We start from the raw sequence: 25,090 nt of genomic DNA, 5'->3' as shown, positions 1-25,090 counted from the left end.
CTGAATATCATATGAAATGCTCAAAGAACTTACAGGAATAAGAATTACTTAATTCCTCCGATATAAAAATAAAAATTACAATTGAATATTCCGAGACAGCCATTCAAAAGATGGCTGTCTCCTTTTTTTCTGTTACCAGCTCCCAATTTGTGAATTTTTTGTAATATTTTTTTAACATTTCTGAAAAATATCAGCCGTAATTTTTGACATTGACAACGCTCTATGATACACTTAGTAAGTAAAATTATAAGACTTTTGTTTTCCGTTTCTGGTACAAAAGTCAGACTTACTGAGGAAAAGTAAAATAATTAATAATAATCATATGAGGTGAGAAACGTTGGATAAATATGAATATCGCGCAAAGACAGAGCAGATGCTTGCGTATGCCGAACAGAAGTCTTACCAGAAAGCGATGTCGATTGCAGATACGATCGACTGGCGTAAAGTAAAAAATACCGCCATGCTCTCTACCGTAAGCGAAATCTATGAAAATGCGGGGGAACTTGGTAAAGCACGTGATACCTTATTTATTGCGTATGATAAAGCACCTTCCAGCAGAAAGGTTGTATACCGCCTGGGAATTATTTCTCTGAAGCTGGGACATTTCGATGAAGCAGCTGATTGCTACGAAGAATTTGTCAAGCTTGCTCCGAAAGATCCAAACCAGTACATTCTCCGGTATAAGATCTTAAAAGCACAGAAAGCGCCAGTCAAAGAACAGATTGAAGCTCTTGAAGATTTCAAGCATTCTGAATACGTTGAAAAATGGGCATATGAACTTGCCAGATTATACGCTGAAGCTGGTATGACTTCCGAATGTCTTGATGAATGTGATGATCTGATTCTCTGGTTCAGCGAAGGTACTTATGTATACCAGGCAATGGAACTTAAAATGAAATACAAACCGCTGACTCCACTTCAGCAGGAAAAATACGATCATCGAAATGATGGTATCGGCCGTAAGGATTCTTCCAAGAGAAAACCTTCCTTCCGAAAATCCAAAGAACGTCCGGCACCGAATCCACGAATTGCAGACAAGGTCCGCAAAGATGTACATGTCACAGACAGTATTGATCTTCCGGATCTTCCAGAGCCAATGGCCCGGACACATGCTTCCGAACCAGAAGCTGAGTCACAGCCAAAAACCCGGATTCGAAGCACTTCCGATATTTCCACAACTATTTCCGGTGCTTCCCTTTCAGATGCTCTGAAAGCCGGTGTTGCCGTTGCAAGTGGTGCAGTTGCTCCTGAATCTGCTTCAGACGATTCACAGATGACCGGTAAGATGAAGATTGAAGAAATTCTTGCCAACTGGGAAGCAACTCAGCGTGAAAATGCAAAGATTCTTGAAAAGAGCCAGGAGGAAGCTGAGAAAGAAAAAGCCCTGCGCGAAAAGAAGAAAGAAGAAGAAGAGGAAGTTCTTGGAGCTACAAAACCAATCCTTTCTGATGATATCCGCAAACTGATGGAACAGCTTGAAAATGGTGAAGAGCCTGAAATCACCGATGAAGATGCTGAAGATTTCGTTGATGATGAAGAGGATGAAGCGACTGAAAGCCCGGAAGATTCATCCAAAGAAGCTTCAGACACTGACGAGGAAGATCCGGAAGAAAATGATTTTGAAGAAATCGTTGACTCCGAAGAAGATGATGAATCGGATGCGGTTTACGATGAAGAAGCTGAATACGAGGATGAAGACGATTCCGAGTATGACGACGACGAGGAATACGAGGATGAAGATGATTCCGAGTATGACGACGACGAGGAATACGAAGATAAAGATGATTCCGAGTATGACGACGACGAGGAATACGAAGATGAAGATGATTCCGAGTATGATGACGACGAGGAATACGAGGATGAAGATGATTCCGAGTATGACGATGACGAGGAATACGAGGATGAAGATGATTCCGAGTATGATGACGAGGAAGAATACGAAGATGAGGATGATTCCGAGTATGACGACGACGAAGAATACGAGGATGAAGACGATTCCGAGTATGACGACGACGAGGAATACGAAGATGAAGACGATTCCGAGTATGGCGACGACGAGGAATACGAAGATGAAGATGATTCCGAGTATGACGACGACGAGGAATACGAGGATGAAGATGATTCCGAGTATGACGATGACGAGGAATACGAGGATGAAGATGATTCCGAGTATGACGATGAGGAAGAATACGAGGATGAAGACGAAGATGACTACCAGATCGATGATGAATTAGATGAAGATCATAAAGAGGATTTTGATTTTGAAAAAGAATCTGCTCTCGATATCGATGATCATGATTCTGACGAAGATGATGGTGATTTTGCAGACCTTGATTCCTTTGAAGATGAAGAAGAATTAGATAGCAGTGATGATTATCTTGATCTTGAATTTGACGAGAAACCGGCTCCTGAGCCAGAGAAAGAAACCTCAAAATCAGCGCAAACTCCTGATATTGACGAAGTTCTTGAAATCGAAGAACCGTCAGAAGATGAAATCACCGAACGCATGGGTAAATTCGATACCGGATTCGTTGTACAGGGTCGTTACGATCTGAGTGCAACAAGTGAGATTGGACTGAAGCTTGGACTTACTGAAGAGCAGAAACAGCTGTTCTCTTACTTTGTACCGATCCGTGGTGTCAGTGAACAGCTTGTTGAAATCCTTGATAACGACAAACGTTGCCGTAACCGTTATGGAACTTCCCGCACAGGCAACATCCTGATCCTTGGCCGCAAGGGAAGCGGAAAAACAGTCCTCGCAGTTGATATTGTAAAAGCAATCCAGAAACAGCGCAGACTCAAACAGGGTAAAGTTGCAATCGTAACCGGTGATTCTCTGAACAAAAAGGACATCGGAAGTATCATCGATAAGCTGAACGGTGGCGCACTGATCATCGAAAAAGCTTCCAAGATGAATGACAGAACCATCCGTGAACTGAATGACATGATGGATGAACAGACCGGCGAACTTCTCTTCCTTCTGGAAGACCAGAAGAAACCGCTGGAAAGAATGTTTGCATCCCATCGCGAATTCAAACGTAAATTTACTTCCAGACTGGAGCTTCCGGTATTCATCAATGATGAACTGGTTACATTCGGTCAGACCTATGCTAAGGAAAACGGATACCGTATCGATGAAATGGGAATCCTTGCATTATACAGCCGGATTGATATGATGCAGAGAGAAGATCATGCGGTTACTGTTGCAGAAGTAAAAGAGATCATGGATGAAGCAATTTCACATTCCCAGAAAGCAAATGTAAAACATCTTGTGAAACGGGTATTTGGAAGAAGCACTGATAATTCAGACCACATCATCCTGAAAGAAGAAGATTTTAAAGCATAAGATTTCTACAAAGAACGCGCTTCCGGCGCGTTCTTTTATATATGCAGACAAAACCGATAACTATAAACAAAGAGTTTTAGACATCTTACATAAGAAGTGTATAAGTTGTCCAAAACTCTTTCTTTTTATCGCTATTTCTAGTATAATATTCCTAAATATCTTTGATAGAAGGTGAATGGGATGGCAGTAAAAAAAACAACAGCACAACAGACCAACACGACCCGCAAGACGGCCGTAAAAAAATCTACTGTAAAAAAACCGGCAGCTGCTAAAACTGCTGCTAAAAAGTCTACAGCTAAAAAGTCTGTAAAAACTGTAACAAAAGATAAACCCGCTGATTATAGAATCGGCGAATTAGATCAATATTTATTCGGACAGGGAACCCATTATGAAATCTATAAAAAAATGGGTGCACATTTTGTAAAAGATGGAAAAAAAACCGGCGTATATTTCGCAGTATGGGCTCCACACGCCAGATCAGTTGCCGTAGTCGGTGAATTCAACGGCTGGAGTGAAGATGCAAACGTTATGAAGCGTCAGGAACCACTTGGAATCTATACCGCATTTGTTCCGGAAGCACAGCTCGGACAGCTTTACAAGTACTGTATCGAGACACAGACCGGAGATAAGCTTTACAAAGCTGATCCATTTGCGAACAGTGCAGAGTTGAGACCGGGAACTGCCTCAAGGATTGCTGATATCTCCCATTTAAAATGGAGTGACAGTGTCTGGATGAAGCACCGGGCAGAATGGGATTTCCATTCCTCACCGATTTCCATTTATGAAGCACATATCGGTTCCTGGATGCGCCATCCGGGACGTGAAGATGATGGGTTCTACAGCTACCGTGAATTTGCGCATGCAGCTACAGACTACATAAAAAAGATGGGGTATACTCATATCGAACTGATGGGAATTTCAGAATACCCATTTGACGGCTCCTGGGGATATCAGGTGACCGGATATTATGCTCCGACCTCCCGTTATGGTACGCCGGAAGATTTCGCATATATGATCAATTACTTCCATAAGAATAAGATTGGCGTAATCCTTGACTGGGTACCGGCACATTTTCCACGCGATGCACACGGACTCGCTGACTTTGACGGCACAGCTACCTTTGAATATGCAGATCCTAAGAAGGGGGAACATCCGGACTGGGGAACCAAGATCTTCGATTATGGTAAATCAGAAGTTAAGAACTTCCTGATCGCCAACGCACTGTTCTGGATCGAACATTATCACATCGATGGTCTCCGCGTAGATGCTGTTGCTTCCATGCTGTATCTTGATTACGGTAAAGAAGACGGTCAGTGGATCGCCAACAAATACGGCAGCAATGAGAATCTGGAAGCAATCGAATTTTTCAAGCATCTGAATTCCGTTACTACCGGACGTAACCCTGGCGCACTGATGATCGCAGAAGAATCCACTGCATGGCCAAAAGTAACAGGAAAACCGGAAGATGATGGTCTTGGATTCAGCCTGAAGTGGAACATGGGATGGATGCATGACTTTACCGAATACATGAAGCTGGATCCATATTTCCGCAAAGGCGACCACTACGGTATGACATTTGCCTTAACCTATGCATACAGCGAGAATTATATTCTTGTATTATCACATGATGAAGTGGTACATCTAAAATGCTCTATGCTCAATAAGATGCCTGGTCTTGGATTTGAGAAATTCGCCAACCTGAAGGTCGGTTATGCTTTCATGATGGGACATCCTGGAAAGAAACTTCTCTTCATGGGACAGGATTTCGGACAGCTCCGCGAGTGGAGCGAGGCGCGTGAGCTTGACTGGTATCTCCTTGCAGAGCCGGAGCATCAGGCACTCCAGAATTTCTACCGTGACCTGCTGCATCTTTACACACACAACAAAGCCATGTATGAACAGGATACCTGCATGGAAGGCTTTGAATGGGTCAATGCAGATGACAGCTCACGAAGTATTTACAGCTTCATCCGTCATTCAAAGGGCGCAAAAAAGAACCTTTTATTCGTATGTAACTTCACACCGATCGAACGACCGGAGTACCGTGTCGGTGTACCGCGCGGCAAACAGTACCGCCTGGTACTGAACAGTGATGAATTGCAGTATGGCGGAAGCGGAAAAGCCCGCCCGGCAGTATATAAAGCAAAGAAACAGGAATGTGATGGAAGACCATATTCATTTGGTTACGATCTTCCGCCATACGGTGTTGCTGTATTCGAATTTTAACATAGCAAGTCAATGCAATCTGCGCAAAATATTCATCATACGAATAATTGATTCCACCAATTATTTTCTTAACATTTCCCGGATTCGTTCTTCCAGAGTTTCTTCTGGAAGAACTCCGGTTGTATATCCACAGATTTTTCCATCTCTGTACACCACAAACGTCGGTACGATCTCAATGCCTATATACTCTGCAATCTCTTTCGATATATCAATATCAATCTTATAAAAAATCCATTTTCCCTGATACCGGCTGGCAATCCTTTCCACAACAGGATACATCATTCCGCACTTTGGACACCATGATGCGTAAAACTCCACAATTACCGGCATCCTCTGCTTTCCGACTGTATTTTCATAATCCTTCGTGATCAATGCGATACCCATACACTTTCCTCATTTCTGCCATCTCAGGCTATGTAAAAAGGACTGGATTAGTGGCATCCACATTTCGGGTTTAAGATTTTATAGACTTCCTGAAAAGAATTTCTGAAACAGATCAGCTTTTTATTAAATCTTGGATTCTTATAGCAAAACCCCCGCATACAATTCTGAAAATGATGCTTTTTCCGCATATCTGTTCCTTCCTGACTTCCTCTTTCTACAATATATGCAAAAAGACAGCCGATGTGCGGATTGCTCCGTATCTGCTGTCTCTTATATTGCCAGGAATCATCTTACGCACTCAGCGCCTTTATGATCTGCCTGTTGCATTTTATTCAATTGTCTTACTGGCGCATTGCGATCAGTTTATGGATCGGATGTCCCTGCCCGGAAAATTTCTCCTCGTACTCAGTCATAACATTCCCTCTGCTGAGTGTCGGATCATTGTGAAGATCATAGGTCTTCGCCAGAAGTACCCAGCCTGCCAACTCCACCTGCTCCAGTGAAAAGTCAAACAGCTCTCTGTTGTCTGTCTTAAATTCAACGACTCCGTCAAAGGCAAGGATCTTGTCATACCGCTCAAAAAACTGCTTGGAAGTAAGTCTGCGCTTTGCATGACGTGCTTTCGGCCACGGATCTGAAAAATTCAGATAAATCTTGTCAATCTCTCCGACAGCAAAAACCTCCGGCAGATTTGTCGCATCCATACAGATAAAACGAATATTGTTGACATCCTTGTATTCCTCGTCATTGTCAAAGCGTTCCAGCGCCCGAAGCAGTACGCTTGAATAACGTTCGATACCGATATAGTTGATGGATGGATTCTCCTTTGCAAGTGTCAGAAGAAACTGTCCTTTTCCCATCCCGATCTCAATATGGATCGGATTCTCCGGATTCTGAAAAGTCTCTTTCCAGGTGCCGCGATATCTGGTCTCATTTTTAATTACAAGGGGATGAGCTGTCAGATAAGCATCTGCTCCCGGTACATTTCTTAACCTCATATATCTTTCTCTTCCTTTAGTGAAAATATGTATAACCTTATTTATTTTATACTATTCTGAAATATTTGAAAACCCAAAAATATATTTTATAAGTTTTGTATAAAATATTCTTATGATATTCTCTTATTATTTAGTAGATTTTTCTAATTTAAAGTAGTAGAATATGTATGCATTATTAAAAATGTATAAATAATTTCTAAGAAAGGAGTCGGACAATGGATCATATTGTTAAAAAGCTCTCCGAAATCGAACACGCAGCCGAAGCTGTTGTGGAACACGCGGAACTGGAAAAATCAGAACTGGAAGAACGCATTCAAAATGAACGCAATCAGTTCGACAAACAACTTGAAGATCACACCCAAAAGGAGCTGAACGATATCCACAAAGGATTAAACCGTCAGATGGATGAGATTCTTGCAAGGCAGAACCGTAAGAACCAGACAGCGATCGAAGAACTTAAAAAAGATTTTGAAGAGAAGCATACGGCATATGCCGAGAAAATTGTCAGACGTATCATAGAGGGATAGCATATGGGAAATTTACTTGCATACAGTGGCATCGTAACAAAAGTACGCGCCATGCAGGCGAAACTGCTCACTGATGAAGATTTCCAGAATATCGCCGCATTTCATACAGTAACCGAAGTTGCTGCTTATCTCAAAGAACATCCCGGATATCGGAATGTCCTTGCAGATATGGACGAAAACCGTCTTCACCGCGGTGAGATTGAGAAGCTTCTTGTGCAGTCACTTTACAGTGATTATACACGCCTGTACCGTTTTTCCGGAATGGATCAGAAAAAATTCCTGGAGCTTTATCTGAAGCGCTACGAGATGAATCTGATCAACTATTGTCTGCGTATTGTATTCAACCACTATCAGAAGCCTTTTGATCTGGATCATAAGAAAATATTCTTCGACAAATATTCGGATCTCTCCATCGATAAACTGATCACTTCGGGGAATATCGGTGAGCTGGTGGAAAATTTAAAGGGCACAGAATACTATGCGCCGTTAAAACGTCTGGAAAATGCGGAGAACCCTACCCTTTTTGATTACGATCTGGCACTGAATCTGTACTATTTTACAACCATGTGGAAGAAACGCAAAAAGATTCTGAAGCATAAGGAACTGGAAATTTTCACCAGAGATGCCGGAGCAAAGATCGACCTGCTGAACCTGCAGTGGATCTACCGTGCAAAAAAATATTACAACATGCTTCCGCCGGATATTTCCACACTGCTGATCCCGATACACTACCGGATTCATGTAGATCAGCTGAAGGATCTTGTAGAAGCACCGTCTGTCGATGAATTTTTAAAGCTGGTTACCAGAACGCCTTATCTGCGTCACACCGATACTCAGACACCAGCGTCCATCGAGACGATTTACAAAGACTGCCTGTACCGTCTCTACCTGGCAGACAGAAGAAGTAACCCTTATTCCATCGCAACCGTGAATACCTATCTTTTTCTGAAAGAGGAGGAGCTTGATAAGCTTACAACTGTGCTCGAATGTGTTCGCTACGGACTTCCTGCACGTGAGACATTAACTTATATAGGAGGAACAGCGAAATGATTGTTAAGATGAAGTTCCTGAGCATTACCGGACCACGCGCCGACATCGACCGCATGACAAACCGGTATCTTTCCAAATATGAGATGCAGCTTGAAAATGCACTTACGGAGCTCAAGACAGTAGATAATCTGATGCCATTTCTGGAAATGAACCCTTACCGTGATCCACTCGCAAAAGTGACACAGTTTCTGGGATATATGAAAGACATGCCAGCAGAGCCATCCTTTGATCAGAGCGAAGACGAGATCCTTGAGATGATTCGTTCTATCAATCATGACTACATGGATCTGCAGCAGCAAAAAGAAGAACTGAAAAAAAAGAGAGAGAATATCCAGGCACGTATGAAAGTCCTGGAACCTTTTACTTCTCTGGATTTTGACCTGCATGAGATCATGCAGTACAAATACATCCGCACAAAATTTGGAAAAATCAATGTGGATTATTATCACCGGCTGGAAAAAGCGCTTCTTGAAGACATTGATGCATTATTTCTGGAAGGCTCCAGAGATGCCTCTTATGTCTATGGCGTTTATTTTGTATCGGATGCTGATGCAGGAAAGGTCGATTCGATCATGCGGTCTCTCCACTTTGAAAAAGTCGATCTGCTGGAAGACTTTGGCGGAACCCCGCTGGAAGCTTACCGGAGCCTGGATAAAGAAGTCCAGAATCTGACCGATGAAATCCAGGCAGTGAAGGATAAACGTCAGGAGATGTTCCGCAAGAACGCTTCCAGACTACTCGGTGCAAGAATTCAGCTGGAACGTTTTTCCGATAACTTTGATATCCGGAAATTTGCAGCACGAACCGAGACAGACGAACAGGAAGAATACTACATCCTCTGCGGCTGGATGTCCGAAGAAGATGCAAATGCATTTATCAAAGAGGCACAGGGAGATGACAAGGTTTATATCGTAGTAGAAGAGGACCGGGAACAGTATTTTGGAGAACCTCCTACCAAGCTTGAGAATCCAAAGCTTTTCAAACCATTTGAAATGTTCATCAAGATGTACGGACTTCCCAAGAGCGGTGAGATGGATCCGACCATTTTTGTAGGTATCATGTACAGCTTTATCTTCGGCGCCATGTTCGGGGATGTCGGTCAGGGGCTGCTGCTCTTTATCGGCGGTGCGATCCTGTATTTCACAAAGAAAATGAACCTTGCCGGAATCGTATCACTTGCCGGAATCTTCTCCACCTTCTTTGGATTTATGTTTGGAAGTGTGTTTGGATTTGAAGACATTATAGAAGCCAAATGGATCCGACCGATCAATCATATGACCACCTTACCGTTTATCGGAAAACTGAATACCGTATTTATCGTATCGATTGCTTTTGGTATGGGAATCATCCTGATTTCTATGATCTTCCATATTATCAACGGCATCCGTGCCAAAGATACCGAAGCAACCTGGTTTGATGCAAACGGCGTGGCAGGGCTGATATTCTACGGGGCAGCAGTTACCTGCATCGTTCTTTTCATGACAGGTCACTCTCTGCCGGGTGGAATCGTTCTTGCAGTGATGTTCGGAGTACCGCTTCTTCTGATCGCACTGAAAGAGCCGCTGACGAACAAGATCAAAAAGAAAACCGAAAAAATGGAACAAAGCAAAGCAATGTTTGTCACCCAGGCATTCTTTGAATTATTTGAAACCCTGCTCAGCTATTTTTCAAATACGCTTTCCTTTATCCGTATCGGTGCATTCGCAGTCAGCCACGCTTCCATCATGGAGGTTGTACTGATGCTTGCCGGTGCCGAAAGCGGGCATATTAACTGGGTAGTGATCGTACTCGGCAACCTGTTTGTATGTGGATTCGAAGGACTGATCGTTGGAATCCAGGTCCTGAGACTTGTCTATTACGAGATGTTCAGCCGTTTCTACAAAGGCAGCGGCCGCGAATTTAAACCTTATACAGGTACTGCAAAAAATTAGTTTTTCATTTTAGGAGGAAATTATCATGACTTTAGCAACTAAACTTATTCTCATTGCCGCACTGGTTTTAAGCATTTTCATTCCATTCGGATATTACCTGCTCGGAGAAAAAAATAAAGGACGTTATAAATGTGCACTTGCCTTCAATGTTCTTTCTTACTTTGGAACCTTCCTTGTAGCAGGGATCATGCTCTTTGGAAGTGTACCGGTACATGCGGCAGACGCCGCTGCCTCAGGCGCAGGCCTTGCAACCGGTCTTGGTTACATTGCAGCAGCTCTTGTTACCGGTCTTTCCTGCATCGGTGGCGGTATTGCCGTAGCAAGTGCAGCAAGCGCAGCTCTTGGAGCTATCAGCGAGGATTCCAGCGTCCTTGGTAAATCCCTTATCTTCGTAGGTCTTGCAGAAGGTGTATGCCTGTACGGTCTTATCATCTCCTTCATGATCATCAGCAGACTGTAATCATGAAAATGTATCTGATCAGTGACAACGTGGATACTTATACCGGAATGCGGCTTGCCGGCGTGGACGGTGTCGTAGTTCATGAAAAGCAGGAGCTGCGTGATGCGCTGGAAACTGCCATGAACGACAAGTCGATCGGTATCATTCTTCTGACGGAACGCTTTGGAAGAGAATTTCCGGATCTCATCGATGAGATCAAGTTAAAAAGAAAGATGCCTCTTCTGATCGAAATTCCGGACAGACACGGAACAGGACGTAAAAAGGATTTCATTACCTCATACGTCAATGAAGCGATTGGACTGAAACTTTAACTAGAAAGGCATAGAAGGTGAGACAATGACGCTTGAAGAGAAAATAGCGCATTTACAGGAAACGGTCATGACTGAAGCCCGTTCTGAAGGAAATGCGATCATTGACAATCACAAAAAAGCGCTTGAATCTTTATTTGAAAAGCATAAAAAAGAAGCGACCGCACAGTCTGAGGTCCGTATCAAATCCGAGACCTTAAGAGCCAGAAGGCAGGTAAATCAAGCTGCGGCAAAAGCCGAAACCGAACTGAAACGTGCTCTTGGCCAAACACAGAATGAATTAAAAGTCAGGCTGTTTGATGAAGTAAAGGAGCTTCTTTCTGACTTTACAAAAACAGACGAATATCTGGACTATCTCTGCAGCAAAATCCGCGAAGCCGCACGCTTTGCAGATGGCGAGGAGATGACCATTTATATTTCTCCTTCTGATAAGGAGAAACAGACAGAACTGGAAAAACGTACCGGCATGACGATCACCATCAGTGAATATGATTTTATGGGCGGTATGCGTGCTGTAATCCGAGGCCGTAATATTCTGATCGATCACAGCTTCCAGGCTGCAGTCGATTACGAATATCATCAGTTCAGTTTTGCAGCAGGAGGTGCAGGAATTGAATAAGACAGCAACTATTTATGGAATAAACGGTCCGGTCATCTATCTGAAGGGTGACACCGGATTCATGATGTCGGAAATGGTCTATGTGGGAAAGGAAAAGCTGGTTGGCGAAGTCATTTCCCTGGACAAAGACATCACGACTGTTCAGGTCTATGAAGAGACTTCCGGGCTGAAACCGGGAGAAATCGTAGAGGCTTCCGGAAGTCCGGTATCTGTAACTCTGGCACCTGGAATCCTGAACAATATTTTTGACGGAATCGAACGCCCGCTTGAGCAGATCGCAAATGTGGGCGACGGTGCATTTATCACCCGCGGCGTCAGCGTTGATTCGCTTGACCGCGACAAATTATGGGATACCCACATCACCGTGGCCAAAGGAGATTACCTTCATGGCGGAGATATTATAGCGGAGGTTCCGGAGACCAGTGCGATCGTACACAAATGTATGGTTCCGCCGGATGTGGAAGGTGAAGTAATCTGCTGCGCGTCGGACGGAGAATACCGGATTGAAGATACACTTGTCACTCTGCGGCTTTCCGACGGAACAGAAAAACAGCTCAACATGATACAGCACTGGCCGATCCGTAAGGCGCGCCCGACAAGCTACCGTTTCCCGGCAAGTGTCCCTCTGATCACCGGACAGCGGATCCTGGATACCATGTTCCCGATCGCAAAGGGTGGAACTGCCGCAATCCCAGGCGGATTCGGTACCGGAAAAACCATGACCCAGCACCAGATCGCCAAATGGTCTGATGCCGATATTATCATCTATATTGGCTGCGGCGAGCGTGGAAATGAAATGACACAGGTGCTGGAAGAGTTTTCAGAGCTTGTGGACCCAAAGAGCGGCAATCCGCTGATGGACAGAACCACTCTGATTGCCAATACCTCCAACATGCCGGTAGCTGCCCGTGAAGCAAGTATTTATACCGGGCTTACCCTGGCTGAATATTACCGTGACATGGGCTATGACGTAGCGATCATGGCAGACTCTACTTCCCGCTGGGCGGAAGCCTTACGTGAGCTTTCCGGCCGTCTGGAAGAGATGCCGGCAGAAGAAGGTTTCCCGGCTTACCTTGCCAGCCGTCTGTCTGCTTTCTACGAGCGCGCAGGCATGATGCATAACTTAAATGGCAGTGACGGATCCGTGACCATTATCGGCGCCGTATCGCCTCAGGGAGGCGATTTTTCCGAGCCGGTCACACAGAACACAAAACGTTTCGTCCGCTGCTTCTGGGGCCTGGACAAGAGCCTTGCCTACGCAAGACATTTTCCGGCGATCCACTGGCTGACCAGCTACAGCGAGTATCTGACCGATCTCGCCGCCTGGTACCACGACAATGTATCACCCAAATTCGTTGACTACCGCAACCGCATCATGGCACTTCTGAACCAGGAGAGCAGCCTGATGGAAATCGTAAAGCTGATCGGAAGTGATGTACTTCCGGACGATCAGAAACTGGTTCTGGAAATCGCAAGAGTCATCCGTCTCGGATTTTTGCAGCAGAATGCATTCCACAAGGATGATACCTGTGTCTCTCTGCAGAAGCAGTACAAAATGATGGAAATCATTTTATATTTATACAAACGCTGCCGCGAACTGGTAGCCATGAATATGCCAATGTCTGTCCTCAAGGAGGAAAATATTTTTGAACGTGTCATTGCGATCAAATACGATGTTCCAAATGACAATCTTCAGCTTCTTGACCAGTATCTGGCAGACATTGATGCTTTCCATGACCACATCATGGAAAAGAACGCGTAAGGAGGGAAAATAAAATGGCAATTGAATATTTAGGCCTCAGCAGCATTAACGGCCCTCTGATCGCGCTGGAAGGCGTTCAGGATGCTTTTTATGATGAAATCGTAGATTTTGTCGTAAACGGCAAAGAACACAAAATGGGACGTATTGTGGAGGTCTACAAGGACAAAGCAATCATCCAGGTATTTGAAGGCACGGAAAATATGTCTCTTAACAATACCCACACCAGACTTACCGGACATCCGATGGAAATCGGTCTGTCCGAAGAAATGCTTGGAAGAACCTTTAACGGAATCGGCGAACCGATCGACGACCTTGGACCGATCACGGTTGAAGAGGTGCGCGATGTCAACGGACTTCCGTTAAATCCGGTCAGACGTGAATACCCTCGTAACTATATCCGCACCGGAATTTCTGCGATTGACGGACTGACCACACTGATCCGTGGACAGAAGCTGCCGATCTTTTCCGGCAACGGTCTTCCGCACGACCAGCTTGCCGCACAGATCGTAAAGCAGGCTTCTCTGGGCGGCAGCACGAATGAGGATTTCGCCATCGTATTCGCCGCAATGGGTGTCAAGCATGACGTAGCTGATTTCTTCCGCAGAACCTTTGAGGAGAGCGGTGTTGCAAACCATGTGGCAATGTTCCTGAACCTTGCCAACGATCCTGTCGTCGAGCGTCTGATCACCCCGAAGGTTGCGCTGACCGCCGCTGAATACCTTGCATTTGAAAAAAATATGCACATTCTGGTCATTCTTACCGATATGACTTCCTTTGCCGAAGCCATGCGTGAGGTTTCTTCTTCCAAAGGAGAAATCCCAAGCCGTAAAGGATATCCGGGATATCTGTACAGTGAACTTGCCACCTTATATGAACGTGCAGGAATCGTAGAAGGAGTAAATGGTTCTGTCACACAGCTCCCGATCCTGACCATGCCAAATGATGACATTACCCACCCGATCCCTGACCTGACCGGTTATATCACCGAAGGACAGATCGTACTTGACCGGAATCTTCACGGACAGGCAATCTACCCGCCGATCAGCGTTCTTCCGTCCCTGTCCCGTCTGATGAAAGACGGTATCGGAAAAGGATATACCCGGGAAGACCACCAGGATCTGGCAAACCAGCTTTTCTCTGCATATGCTAAAGTAGGAGAGGCTCGGAATCTTGCTTCCGTTATCGGAGAAGACGAGCTTTCTCCGATTGACAAGAAATACCTGGAATTCGGAAAGGCATTCGAGGAGCGTTATATCGGCCAGGGACCGAATGAAAACCGTACCATCGAGGAAACCCTGGATCTTGGCTGGGAACTGCTTAGAATCCTTCCAAAAGAAGAACTTGACCGTGTCGATACCAAGATTCTTGACGTATACTACAAAGGCTAAGGAGGGAAGTCTATGGATCCACGTTCATTTCCCACCAAGGGAAATCTGATACTTGCGAAAAATTCACTGACACTTGCCAGACAGGGATATGAGCTGATGGACAAGAAGCGGAACATTCTGATCCGCGAGCTGATGGGCTTAATCGACGAAGCAAAGGATATTCAGGAAGAAATCGATAAAACCTTCACCTATGCCTATCAGTGCCTTCAGAGGGCGAATATCGAGCACGGGATCAGTACAGTAGAAGAACTTGCCTATACAGTTCCGATCGAGGATTCTATCCGCATCCAGACGCGAAGCATTATGGGAACAGAAATCCCGAAAGTGAAGTACGAAAAAGAAAATACCAGACCAACCTATGCATTCAGTACTTCCAGAGAATCCATCGATATCGCCCGTGATGCATTCTGCCGTGTAAAGGAGCTGACACTCAAGCTTTCTGAGGTAGAAAATGCAGCGTACCGGCTGGCTTCAAGTATCAAAAAGACACAGAAAAGGGCAAATGCCCTGAAAAATATTACGATTCCGATGTATGACAATCTCGTATATACGATTACAAATGCACTGGAAGAGAAGGAACGGGAAGAATTTACCCGACTGAAAGTAATCAAACGAATGAAAAACAAATAATATTTCTGAAAAAATCATAAAATATAGAAAATATATTGACAATATACCCGTTTTGTTATATAACTTATAGAACAAATAAGATTACAAAAGCAATAGATTTTACAAATCAGGGGGTGAGCATATGACTTTTTGGAAAGTATCCGACACCAGAATGAACTGCCTTATCACAGAAGCAGAGATTGCCGCACTTGGCTACTCACTGGAAGATCTGACACAGGACAGGGAGCGTACCGAAGAATTTTTGAATCTTCTTCTCAAGAAAGGGAAAGAAGTTCTTGGGCTTAACACAGACAATGGAATCCAGGGATTTTACGGTGCATTTCTTCCTGACCGGAGCCTGATGCTGTCGATCTCCTGCCAGGCTGAGAATTCTCTGGAATCCATCCAAAAAGATGGTTCTGAAGCTTCCGGTATGCTGATCGAGCCTGACAGCAGTGAAAAAGAGACCGTTCGCTGGCAGATTCTCTTTCCAAGTCTGGATAATGCAATCGACTTCTGCAAGATCCTTGGATACGGCCAGGCATCAGAAAGCCGTCTGTATAAAGATGACGGTGTCTACTACCTGATGGTAGACTTCCCGAATACAGAAGACGGCAATAAAAAGGCTCAGCGCATCGTATCCGCCGGTGAATTCGGTGGCATGGTCGAAAAAGATGCAATTTCTGAAGCCTATCTGAATGAACATGAAAAATGCCTCCTGAACAAGGATGCAATCAATATTTTATGCAAGATGTAGTAGAAGGGGACTAAAATAGTCCCCTTTTTAGTACACGAAATAGATTTTCCTTTATTTTTCCACAGATCCAGTAACTTTCCACAAATGAAATAAACGATTACTTTTACATATGTCTCCATCTGTAGAAACAGATCCAAAAAAAGAGCACCGTCCCCGATGCTAATTCATCAAAAACAGTGCTGATACTGCGCCTTCAGGGATTCGAACCCTGGACAAATAGATTAAGAGTCTACTGCTCTACCAACTGAGCTAAAAGCGCATACATTATTCGGTTTTCCGTAACGCAAGATTTATTATATAAGACAGCTATAAAAAATGCAAGCTTTTTTTTCATAAATTTTAAAATTTTTTTAAATAGATTTTTTTGCTGAAAAAGAATGTGCCAAAGCACATATAAAAAAGATCATGTGTACCGTCCGAAATTCGAACACATGATCTTTTTTGTGTACCTTTTAGGGTGGTTTTTTTCTTATCCTACATAAATTTACTGATATATCCCTGTACAAAGATAAATAATACAATCAGCGGCAGGATATAGCTTACATAAAATTTCGCCCATTTCGGGAATTTCAATCCTTCTCCGGTATCCGCTTCTTTCAGGAAGTTCTTCCATCCCCATCCATAACGGCTTGTACAGAACAGAAGATAGATCAGACTTCCAATTGGAAGCAGGTTGTTACTTACCAGGAAATCCTCCAGATCCAGTACTCCGGAACCTTTTCCGAACGGCATAAATCCACTCCATACATTAAATCCGAGAACACAAGGCATGGAAAGTACCGCCACAACCACGATATTGACGATTACAGCCTTTTTCCGTCTGCATCCGGTCAAATCAATGGCAAAGGATAAAATGTTCTCAAAAACGGCGATTACGGTCGATACCGCAGCAAAAATCATAAATAAGAAAAATAAGGCTCCCCAGATTCTTCCGCCTGCCATGGAATTAAATACATTCGGAAGTGTGATAAAGATCAGACTCGGACCTTCTCCCGGATCCACCCCATATGCGAAGCATGACGGGAAAATGATCAGACCCGCGATCAAAGCAACAAAGGTATCCAGAAGTGTTACCAGGACTGCTTCTCCTGTAAGACTGCGGGATTTGTCGATATAGCTTCCGAAAATAGCAATTGCGCCGATTCCAAGGCTTAATGTGAAGAAAGCCTGTCCCATAGCGGCAAAAATCGTGTCAAATAAGCCATATTCCACGACTTTGTGGAAATCCGGTGCCAGATAGAAGTGAAGCCCCTCAGAAGCCCCATCAAGCGTTACAGAACGTACTGCAAGGATCAACATCAGTGCAAGCAGAAGCAGCATCATAACCTTTGTGATCTTTTCCACTCCATTTTGAAGCCCCATTCCACAAATTGCAAAACATCCAACAACAACAATGATCATAAAGAAAGTCATTGTTCCGGGTTTTGCAAGCATATCGGAAAACACACCTGCAACAGCGGCAGTATCCTTTCCCTCAAATTCACCAGTCATCATCTTGATGAAATACTGGACCATCCAGCCTGCAATTGTTGTGTAGAACATCATCAGCAGATAGTTTCCGGCCATAGCTCCATACTTATACCAATGCCATTTCGTTCCTTTTGGCTCCAGCCGGTCAAAGGAAAGCGCCGCACTTACTTTACTGGCTCTTCCGACAGAAAATTCCATTACCATGATCGGAAGTCCAAGAATCAGTAAAAATGCAAGGTAAATAAGAACAAATGCTGCTCCACCATATTTTCCTACAATATAAGGAAAACGCCAGACATTACCAAGACCGATCGCACATCCTGCAGAAATAAGGATGAATCCGAGTCTTGAAGAAAATTTTTCTCGTTGCATAAAAAATCCTCTCATTCTATTAAATTGTGGATAACTTGCCGAAATGATACTTATCCACATTTTTCGACAAGCTTGTGGATAACTTTTTTTCAGAATATCCACAGAGGAATTATACTGAATTACTGGGAAATTGTCTATGATTGTTTATATTTTTATTGGCGAAGCTACCTGATAATTTTAATTTTCCCCTTTTTAGTACACGAAATCGCCAGATGTGTACCTTTTGGGGTGAAAATTTGCATGTATATATATATTAAAGATAACAACAGCTTATTAAAATTCCTTTGTTTATATTAAGAGGGCTGAAAAAGCCCGTGGTTGACGCATTTCGGGGTATATTTTGTGTACGGAAACGGGGGAGGTTGTTTACTTCAGAGGGCAAAGAGGTGTACATATATGGGGGTTGTTGTTTACTTTGCGGGGTTACGCAGTGTACTTGAAGGGTTGGCGATTTTACCTTTTCTGTACACAAGTGTCGAAAAAATTTAAAAAAAGGCTTTACAAGAGGGGGGTTCTTGTATATAATCAACCTAGACGTACCGTTTTGGTACACAATTTTTATCAAAAAAGGTACCTTAATGGTACACGAAAAGAACAATACACACCTTAAACGTACACAAAACGTAAAAAAAGACAGAAACCCCATTTTATGGGGTACTTTTTAGGGGAGGGTGTTCCTTTTTGGTACACAAATCCCCAATATAAAGGGGTTGGTTACCCCGAATGGTACACAATAAGGGATTATATGGGGTGTAGAGGGGATTTTAATACACCTCAAAAGTACACAATAATACAGAAGAAAACAATTAAGGGGTATGAGCGATGAAGGAAACACAGAAAAAACCAAAAGAGAAACAACTGCTGGATCATGATACGGTCTCCCGGTCCAATGTGCTGATCGAAAGTAAATCCAGTACATCATTATTTGAAAGAAAGCTTCTTAATATTGCAATCGCAAAAGCATATGTAGAAGACGGTGAGCTGATCGCAAAGGTTTCCACCAAGGATGTTAAGAATTATCTTCATATAACAGGAAACTCCATCTATTCTCGTCTGAAAGAAGTATCAAAAGAAACATTGGGACATGTAGTAAGTATCGAGGACGACGAAAAAGAGAACTTCATCATGTTCAATGTAGTGAATAAATGTGAATATAGAGATGGCGTGTTTACAACCAGATTTACTAAAGAGATGAAACCTCATATCTATAACCTGAAAAAAGACTATACCCGTATGAGTCTTGATGTATTGTGCTCTTTTAAATCCCTGTTCACAACCCGTGTTTACGAAATCCTGAGAACCCAGTATTATCGTTTTGACAGGGAACAGTGTGACCAGCTGATCGTACCGAGACCGCCGAAGAATCCATACACGATCGCAGAGCTTAAATTTACACTGAATGTAGTGGATGCAAATGCATCTAAAGCAGTAAAACGTCTTGTTGAGCAGGGACGTTTTGAAGAAGCGCTTGCAGAGATTAAGGATGCACCGTTTGAAGATTGGCGTAATTTCCGTAGAAAAGTACTTGAAGTTGCGAAAAAAGAGCTGGAAGAATCCGAGTATTCCGAGATCTGCTTTGATTATGAGCCGGTTAAGAGCGGGAAGGGCGGAAAGGTTACAGGAATCCGTTTCTTTGTGAAGAAGAATCCGAAGTGTATCCATCATTCAGATCTTCAGCGTATGCCATCCGGAGAAGAAGAGGGCGAAGAGATTGCGCCAAATGTACTGGCTGCAAAGAAAACTCCGGTTAATGAAAAACTGATTTTAGAAGTTGCTGATATTTTTGGAAATGAACCGATCACGATTCAGGAGATTAAGGTGCTGCTTCAGGTATCCGATAACCAGCCGGATGTGATCCGGAAAGCTTTTAAGCTGTCACAGGAGCAGGCATACATCAATAATCTGGTCGGATGGCTCAGAAAATGTATCGAAGAAAAGTGGTATGAGAACGAAAAAGTATCCAAGTTCAAAGGAAAGACGCTGGAAGAAGCGCAGATGACACTGGATCTTTATCAGGAATACATAGAAGAGCGCGAAAAAGTGAAAAAAGAGTAGGGTATTTTCTGCGAAAAGCAGAGTTATTACCTAAATGGTACACAAGTTAAGTGGAAGAATGTGTCCCTGGGATGCTATTTGCAAAGAGGCAGGTAGCATCCCAGGGATTTTGTGTATACGATGAGCCAAGTACAGATTTGTGCTTGCACAAGAATCTGTACTTGGCGAATGTACATCATCGAGCTGTTAAGCGAGATAGTGTACAAAGTATACGAATCGAGTAGGAGTCAGCCTACTCGATTGTCTTATTTTATGATGGAAAATTAAATTAGATGTTGGGGTCAAGAGGTCAAAAATCCTTTTGCAAGCAAGCTTGCATCAGCTTTCTGACCTTTTGACCCTGGTATCTTAAATTATGGAGGAACGGAAGAAAATTATGGAAATAAGAAGATTACTGGATTTTTTAAAGACAGCGGAACAACTGAAATGTAACACCAGACATTCGTATACTTCAAGTGGCAGGTTGGAGAGTGTGGCAGAGCACAGTTGGCGGCTGGCGTTGATGGCAATGCTGGTTGGGGATGAATTTCCGGAGATGGATATGGATAAGATGATAAAAATGTGTCTGATCCATGATATGGGTGAGGCGATCACCGGAGATATTCCGGCATTTGAAAAGACGGATAAAGACCGAAAGGTTGAGAATAAAAAGGTGGAGCAGCTGACGGATATACTTCCAGAACCGGTCCGTGCAGAATGGAAGGCATTATTTGAAGAGATGGAAGCGATGGAGACACAGGAGGCGAGGCTTTATAAATCACTGGATAAGCTGGAGGCGTTGATCCAGCATAATGAGGCGGATATCTCGACATGGATTCCGTTGGAGTATGATCTTCAGATGACGTATGGGAATGAAGAATGTAAGTTTACGGAATATATCCAAAGGCTTCGGGATGAAGTGAGGAAAGATTCCAAGCGGAAGATTGAAGAAAGCAAACAGAAAGACTAATAAAAAATTTTCATAATAGTTGCATTGGAAATGTAATACTGCATATTCATGCTGAGCCGGGGCGAATGTCCAGGCTTATTTTCTATATATGATAAGTAAAAATTCACTTATAAATCGGGGTAACAGGATTCGAACCTGCGACCTCACGGCCCCCAGCCGTGCGCTCTGACCAAGCTGAGCCATACCCCGAAGTGTTATTTTATTATAGTATAAATTGTGTTAAATCTCAATCATTCTTTTGATGTGAGAAAGTACTGTTGACAGGTTTCTGGAAAGAGTTCAAAATAACGATATGCAAGTATAAATGAGTAGGATGAGGAACGATTATGGAAAATTTAATTTTCAGTCTGAATGCAACGATTCCGATATTTTTAATGATGTTACTTGGAATGTTATTCAGAAAACTGGGGTGGATGGATGAAGTCTTTGCAGCAAAGATGAACAAGTTTGTATTTTTGGTTCCGCTTCCGGTGTTGCTGTTTGAACAGCTGGCGACTGTGGATTTTTCGGAAGTATGGGATATTAAGTTTATTCTTTTTTGTTTTGTGGTGACGGCGATCAGTATTACGATATCAACTTTGATTTCACTGCTGTGGAAAGACCGGAGCGTTAAAGGCGAATTTATACAGGCGACTTACCGGAGCAGTGCGGCGCTTCTTGGAATTGCTTTTATCCAGAATATTTACGGAACTGCGGGAATGGCACCGCTTATGATCATCGGCAGTGTGCCGCTTTATAATATTATGGCGGTTGTGGTACTTTCAGTGTTTAAACCGGGGAATAATTCTTTTGATAAGGCGCTGGTAAAGAAAACACTGAAGGGGATTGCAACGAATCCGATCATTATTGGAATTGTGGCGGGATTTGTCTGGTCTGCACTTAAGCTTCCGATGCCATCGATTTTACATAAGACGGTATCAAGTATCGGTGCGACAGCGACGCCGATGGGACTGATGTCGATGGGTGCAACCTTTGAGATGAAGAAGGCAACATCGAAGATGAAGCCTACACTTGTTGCTGTGTTTATGAAGCTGGTTGGATTTTGTGTGGTTTTTTTGCCGATGGCGGCACTTCTTGGATTTAGGAATGAAGAGATGATTGCGATTCTGGTGATGCTTGGATCTGCTACGACGGTCAGCTGTTTTGTTATGGCAAGGAATATGGGACATGAGGGGACGCTTAGTTCCGGGGTGATTATGATGACGACGTTGTTGAGTGCGTTTACGCTTACGATGTGGCTGGATGTGTTGAGGTCGTTTGGGTTGGTGTAGAGTGGAAAAATTTTGACATATTTATGATTGAGTGATAGTATGAATATAGAAAAAGGGTGATACCGATAGACGGTTAGCCCGCTTAACTATTTAGAATATCAAAGATAGTCGCCTAGTTTGCAGACAGGGGCGGCTATTTTTGTGACTTATTATAATCTTTGCCGAATGTGTATCCGGCACAAAAGCAGCTGATGCCAAAGCTTGCAACTGCAATGAAATCCAAAATACTCATTAGCTTAGCCCTCCTTTCCAGTGGATTCCGTTTCAGGTTTCTATGTAATCAGAGGGGGAAGTCCACAGTCCCTCTGGTGAAGGACTAACCGCCTACCGTTATGGTAGCACCCGTGAGTTGAGTATAGCAGTATGTGGGGGAGGTTGCAATTGTGTAAAAGGGAGATTTTGGCGCGGAGGGGCGCGAAGGCGCTGGCGCTGTTCGCTTGGGAGGATGGTGCAGGGGCGGGGAAGGCGCTGGCGCTGTTCCCCTTGGGGAGTAGTGTGTTTTAGATAAGAAAGTTTGTTGGTCGAATGATTTAGGGGAGGAGCAGTGCACCACAGCTCGTGAACCTGGCGGTTCATTCGCTGTGCGAGCTATCGCTCTATCAAAATAAAAAAATAGCCAAATTTTCATGCGAGCATGAAATTTGGCTATTCCTTTATTTTGGCACTGCTCTATCTGAGGACAAAGTACTGTTCATACCACAGTAAGAATGAATATACGGTATAAATCTTTCTATGATAATTTCCGACTTTATTCTTATGATCTTCCAGCCATTTCAGCAGTAATTCCTGATTGAAGAATTCGGATACGAAGTCTTTCTGGAACATTTCTTTTACTTTATTGTAGTATTTATCTTCTCGGAGCCATACTCTGAATGGTACGAGGAATCCGAGTTTTTTACGTTTTGCCCAGTCCATTGGGATGTGGGAGAGGGCGGAGGTACGGAATGCTTTTTTTGTTTCCATGCCATCTACGCAGTATTTGCTGTCGATGCTGCGGGCGAGTTCCCAGACTTTTTTGTCGAGGTATGGTACACGCAGTTCGAGGGAGTGTGCCATTGTCATCTTATCTGCTTTGAGCAGGATGTCGTGTGGCAGCCACAGATGCATATCGAGGAAGAGCTTTTTATGAAGGTCGTCCTGATCTTTTACCTGGTCGAAGTACGGTTTGGTTACGTCCTGGTAGCGCATCTTGCTCTTATATGCAGGAGAGAGTACTTCATCTGCTTCTTCGTTGTCCATGATGAATGCCTGGCCGATGTAGGAATCTTCTACGGAAGTTGCATTTCTCTTGAGGAAGTTAAGTCCTCTCTTGTCTGGCTGGTGTTTTGCCCAGTCTCCGAGTTTTTTACGGATAGATGCCGGTACGATCTTGCGGTACATATCACCGGATTTGCTTGGGATATATGTCTCGTATCCACCGAACATCTCATCTGCGCCTTCTCCACTTAAGACTACTTTTACATCTTTGGCTGCGAGCTGTGACAGATAGTACAGCGGTACAGCGGAAAGGTTGGCATGTGGTTCATCGGAATGATACTGAACCTCCGGCAGAGCATCGAAAAATTCGTCAGAAGAGATTTCTTTCTTTGCATTGCTCATATGAAGGATATCGCACAGATCCTTGGAGAAGGTTGTCTCATCGAATCCGCCGACTTCAAATCCTACGGAATAGGTCTTCATCGGTTTTACAGTAGATGCGATGTAGCTTGAATCAACACCACCTGAAAGGAAAGATCCTACTTCTACATCAGCAATCTGATGGTAATCAACAGAATCCTGAATTGTCTCACCGATGAGTTTTACTGTCTCGTCAAAGCTGCGGTCTTTCTTTGCATAAGTCGGATCGAAGTATTTTGTTTTCTTAAGTTCTTTTCCATCATAAGTGAAGTATGTTCCCGGTTCTAGTTTGAATACACCTTTGAACATGGTTTCAAGAAGTGGGGTGTACTGGAAAATCAGGTACATCTTGAGGGCATCTTTGTTGACCTCTTTATGGAAATGTGGGTGAGCCAGGAAGGACTTGATCTCAGAACCAAATAAAAGGCTTCCATTCATCTGTGCATAGTAGAATGGTTTGATTCCGAAGTAGTCTCTTGCCCCGAATAAGTTGTGAGTTTCTTTATCGTAAATTACAAATGCGAACATTCCGCGGAGCATAGAAGCAATTTTTTCGCCATAGGTTTTGTATCCCTGAAGAATAACTTCTGTATCGGAGTTTGTCTGGAACTGACATCCGTGTTTTTCAATCAGTTCTTTACGGATTTCCTGATAGTTGTAAATTTCTCCGTTGAAAATAATGACATGTTTGCCATCTGCACTGTGAATCGGCTGAGATCCGCCTTCAAGGTCGATGATACTCAGACGGCGGAAGCCAAGGGCTACATAGTCATCAACAAAGCTTCCCTTGCTGTCAGGTCCGCGGTGGGCAATGCGTTCACCCATCTGGTCGATGACTTCTTCTCTATTAAAATCGCCGGCGCCATAATAGCCTGCAAATCCACACATAAATTGCACATCCTTTCTGAATTGATACATATTAAAAATATTATAGTAACTTAATTTTGCCTGTAGATTTATTCATTATACCATAGTCTATATAAGATTAACA

19 protein-coding genes and 2 tRNA genes are annotated in these 25,090 nt (G+C 43.5%); 15 read left to right on the top strand and 6 right to left on the bottom strand.

The window, feature by feature from the left end:
• The first annotated feature begins 337 nt into the window (after nt 1–337).
• Nucleotides 338–3,346 (top strand): tetratricopeptide repeat protein, encoded by a 3,009-nt coding sequence (locus tag NQ556_RS15905; protein ID WP_243426624.1) that lies wholly within the window; start codon nt 338–340, stop codon nt 3,344–3,346.
• 180 nt (nt 3,347–3,526) lie between these two features.
• Nucleotides 3,527–5,572, top strand: coding sequence for a 1,4-alpha-glucan branching protein GlgB (gene glgB, locus NQ556_RS15900; protein WP_022221041.1), 2,046 nt, complete (start codon nt 3,527–3,529; stop codon nt 5,570–5,572).
• A gap of 60 nt (nt 5,573–5,632) precedes the next feature.
• On the opposite strand, the gene NQ556_RS15895 is transcribed toward glgB, so the two are convergent.
• Complete coding sequence (locus NQ556_RS15895) at nt 5,633–5,956, bottom strand: thioredoxin family protein (RefSeq protein ID WP_008371132.1); 324 nt, start codon at nt 5,954–5,956, stop codon at nt 5,633–5,635.
• A 341-nt stretch (nt 5,957–6,297) separates the two neighbouring features.
• Complete coding sequence (trmB, locus tag NQ556_RS15890) at nt 6,298–6,954, bottom strand: tRNA (guanosine(46)-N7)-methyltransferase TrmB (RefSeq protein WP_008371128.1); 657 nt, start codon at nt 6,952–6,954, stop codon at nt 6,298–6,300.
• Between the two features lie 215 nt (nt 6,955–7,169).
• On the opposite strand from trmB, the gene NQ556_RS15885 reads away from it, so the two are divergent.
• The 10 genes from NQ556_RS15885 (at nt 7,170) to NQ556_RS15840 (ending at nt 16,365) form a co-directional block, all read left to right on the top strand.
• Nucleotides 7,170–7,481, top strand: coding sequence for a hypothetical protein (locus NQ556_RS15885; protein WP_008371126.1), 312 nt, complete (start codon nt 7,170–7,172; stop codon nt 7,479–7,481).
• Between the two features lie 3 nt (nt 7,482–7,484).
• Nucleotides 7,485–8,531 carry a V0D/AC39 family V-type ATPase subunit gene (locus tag NQ556_RS15880; RefSeq protein ID WP_008371124.1) on the top strand — a complete coding sequence of 349 codons (1,047 nt, stop codon included), beginning with the start codon at nt 7,485–7,487 and terminating at the stop codon, nt 8,529–8,531.
• Nucleotides 8,528–10,462 carry a V-type ATP synthase subunit I gene (locus NQ556_RS15875; RefSeq protein ID WP_008371122.1) on the top strand — a complete coding sequence of 645 codons (1,935 nt, stop codon included), beginning with the start codon at nt 8,528–8,530 and terminating at the stop codon, nt 10,460–10,462. The genes NQ556_RS15880 and NQ556_RS15875 overlap by 4 nt, the downstream gene beginning before the upstream one ends.
• 25 nt (nt 10,463–10,487) lie before the next feature.
• Nucleotides 10,488–10,922, top strand: a complete 435-nt coding sequence (locus NQ556_RS15870; RefSeq protein ID WP_008371120.1) for an ATP synthase subunit C — start codon at nt 10,488–10,490, stop codon at nt 10,920–10,922.
• A 2-nt stretch (nt 10,923–10,924) separates the two neighbouring features.
• Entirely contained in the window at nt 10,925–11,233 is a 309-nt protein-coding gene (locus NQ556_RS15865; protein WP_008371119.1) for a V-type ATP synthase subunit F, read from the top strand.
• A gap of 25 nt (nt 11,234–11,258) precedes the next feature.
• A complete protein-coding gene (locus NQ556_RS15860; RefSeq protein ID WP_008371117.1) occupies nt 11,259–11,849 on the top strand; it encodes a V-type ATP synthase subunit E in 591 nt (196 codons plus the stop codon).
• Nucleotides 11,842–13,611: a V-type ATP synthase subunit A gene (locus tag NQ556_RS15855; RefSeq protein ID WP_022221043.1), complete on the top strand. Its 1,770-nt coding sequence runs from the start codon at nt 11,842–11,844 to the stop codon at nt 13,609–13,611. Before NQ556_RS15860 ends, NQ556_RS15855 begins: the two co-directional genes overlap by 8 nt.
• A gap of 14 nt (nt 13,612–13,625) precedes the next feature.
• Complete coding sequence (locus NQ556_RS15850) at nt 13,626–14,999, top strand: V-type ATP synthase subunit B (RefSeq protein WP_008371111.1); 1,374 nt, start codon at nt 13,626–13,628, stop codon at nt 14,997–14,999.
• Between the two features lie 12 nt (nt 15,000–15,011).
• On the top strand, nt 15,012–15,629 hold the full coding sequence (locus NQ556_RS15845; protein ID WP_008371109.1) for a V-type ATP synthase subunit D: 618 nt from the start codon (nt 15,012–15,014) through the stop codon (nt 15,627–15,629).
• A 121-nt stretch (nt 15,630–15,750) separates the two neighbouring features.
• Complete coding sequence (locus tag NQ556_RS15840) at nt 15,751–16,365, top strand: adaptor protein MecA (RefSeq protein ID WP_008371107.1); 615 nt, start codon at nt 15,751–15,753, stop codon at nt 16,363–16,365.
• Nucleotides 16,366–16,551: 186 nt separating this feature from the next.
• Here NQ556_RS15840 and NQ556_RS15835 read toward each other — a convergent pair.
• Both NQ556_RS15835 and NQ556_RS15830 read right to left on the bottom strand, forming a co-directional pair.
• Nucleotides 16,552–16,624: transfer RNA gene (locus tag NQ556_RS15835), tRNA-Lys, on the bottom strand.
• 215 nt (nt 16,625–16,839) lie between these two features.
• Nucleotides 16,840–18,207 carry a sodium-dependent transporter gene (locus NQ556_RS15830; protein ID WP_022221044.1) on the bottom strand — a complete coding sequence of 456 codons (1,368 nt, stop codon included), beginning with the start codon at nt 18,205–18,207 and terminating at the stop codon, nt 16,840–16,842.
• A gap of 822 nt (nt 18,208–19,029) precedes the next feature.
• On the opposite strand from NQ556_RS15830, the gene NQ556_RS15825 reads away from it, so the two are divergent.
• Both NQ556_RS15825 and NQ556_RS15820 read left to right on the top strand, forming a co-directional pair.
• Nucleotides 19,030–20,262: a replication initiation protein gene (locus NQ556_RS15825; protein ID WP_008371101.1), complete on the top strand. Its 1,233-nt coding sequence runs from the start codon at nt 19,030–19,032 to the stop codon at nt 20,260–20,262.
• A 376-nt stretch (nt 20,263–20,638) separates the two neighbouring features.
• Complete coding sequence (locus NQ556_RS15820; protein WP_044998826.1) at nt 20,639–21,211, top strand: HD domain-containing protein; 573 nt, start codon at nt 20,639–20,641, stop codon at nt 21,209–21,211.
• Nucleotides 21,212–21,325: 114 nt separating this feature from the next.
• Here the strand turns inward: NQ556_RS15820 and NQ556_RS15815 are convergent.
• A tRNA-Pro gene (locus tag NQ556_RS15815) sits at nt 21,326–21,400 on the bottom strand.
• Nucleotides 21,401–21,537: 137 nt separating this feature from the next.
• On the opposite strand from NQ556_RS15815, the gene NQ556_RS15810 reads away from it, so the two are divergent.
• Nucleotides 21,538–22,482: an AEC family transporter gene (locus tag NQ556_RS15810; RefSeq protein ID WP_008371095.1), complete on the top strand. Its 945-nt coding sequence runs from the start codon at nt 21,538–21,540 to the stop codon at nt 22,480–22,482.
• A gap of 669 nt (nt 22,483–23,151) precedes the next feature.
• Here NQ556_RS15810 and asnB read toward each other — a convergent pair.
• A complete protein-coding gene (gene asnB, locus NQ556_RS15805) occupies nt 23,152–24,987 on the bottom strand; it encodes an asparagine synthase (glutamine-hydrolyzing) (RefSeq protein WP_022221050.1) in 1,836 nt (611 codons plus the stop codon).
• Nucleotides 24,988–25,090 lie beyond the last annotated feature (103 nt).

Origin of the sequence: Coprococcus comes ATCC 27758 (assembly GCF_025149785.1) — a bacterium.
GTDB classification, from domain to species: domain Bacteria; phylum Bacillota; class Clostridia; order Lachnospirales; family Lachnospiraceae; genus Allocoprococcus; species Allocoprococcus comes.
The sequence above is the reverse complement of the archived record's forward strand: the minus strand, read 5'-3'. Positions and strand labels throughout refer to the sequence as shown.